At 69.9% G+C, this 1,089-nt stretch carries 3 protein-coding genes; all 3 read right to left on the reverse strand.

The annotated features are described in order from the left end of the window. Positions 1-298 (reverse strand): DUF5336 domain-containing protein (locus ON39_RS28570; RefSeq protein WP_040739028.1); only part of this gene is annotated, 298 nt, incomplete at its 3' end. 215 nt (positions 299-513) lie between these two features. Next, positions 514-741, reverse strand: coding sequence for a hypothetical protein (locus ON39_RS28575; RefSeq protein ID WP_040739030.1), 228 nt, complete (start codon positions 739-741; stop codon positions 514-516). A gap of 29 nt (positions 742-770) precedes the next feature. Continuing rightward, the gene (locus ON39_RS28580) at positions 771-1,034 is read right to left on the reverse strand and encodes a hypothetical protein (protein ID WP_040739032.1); all 264 of its coding nucleotides are present in this window, start codon (positions 1,032-1,034) and stop codon (positions 771-773) included. Positions 1,035-1,089: the final 55 nt, after the last annotated feature.

Here is a 1,089-nt window from a genome sequence, read left to right on the forward strand (position 1 = left end):
GGCCGCCGAGCAGCAGGATGGCGAGCAGCGCCGCGCCGCCGGCCTGGAACAGGCTCGCGGTCTCACCGCCGGTCACCCTGGTGCCGCCGAAGTCGACCGCCTTGGTGCCGGCGTAGGGCAGGAAACCGAGCAGGAAGTTGAGCACGCCGAGCGCCGCGACACCGACCACCAAGAAGAACGGCAGCCCCTTGGCCTCGACACCGGTGGCGGTCGCACCACCACCCGTCGTCGAACCGGAGCTGGCTGAGGCGGAGGGCGCGGGTGTGTTGTACCCGGAGCCCCCGGACGGGTATGACATGTCGTCGTCTCCTAGGTCGAGTCATACGAAATCTTCAACTGCTGGATCTCCACCTGACGCTACTGCACACATCCGTCCAGGTCACCCTCGACCGAGCGGCCGGACGTCCCGATCAGCCCTTTCCGACCAGCTCGCAAACGGTTTGACGGGCACTGCGGCTTTCGGTTGAACACGTTCGGCCCGGAGCGGGCGCTCCGGGCCGAGGTGAGACGGGATCAGCGCGCCACGATGGTCCACGCCCCCGGAGCGCCCTCGCACTCGTAGTCGGCCCACTCGCCGTTCTCGATGCCGGCGTTGCCCTCCCGCTCGCAGGCGGCGAGCGCGGCATACGGGCCGAGGCGTCCCGGCGCGGGGTCGGCCGAGGCGATCCCGTCGACGAGTCCGGCGCCGAAGAAGGCGGCGAAGGTGAGCGCGGTGACGGCGGCTACGCGTGTGATGGTCATGAAGAGTCCTTCGATGTCGTGGATCGCGGTCAGTTTCGGGGGATGAGCTGCCAGGCGCCGTAGCTGCCGACGCAGTCGTAGCCGGCCCATTCGCCGTGCTCGACGCCCTCGTTGCCGCGGGCGAGGCACTGGTGTTCGTACTCGAACGGGCCGAGGTTGCCGGGCGCGGCCGGTCCCGCCGAGCCGGTGTCGAAGGGGCCCGCGAAGGCGGGTGTGACGGCGCTGAAAAGCCCTGCGACGATCAGGGCTGCGGTCGCGGTGGCGCGGGCGCCCGCGATGCGGGTGGTAGTCATGGTCTTCGCTTTCTCCGCTGGTGTGGTGTGGTGCGAGAACCAGACTCACGCCCGG

Source organism: Nocardia tenerifensis NBRC 101015, assembly GCF_000308715.1.
Lineage (GTDB): Bacteria > Actinomycetota > Actinomycetes > Mycobacteriales > Mycobacteriaceae > Nocardia > Nocardia tenerifensis.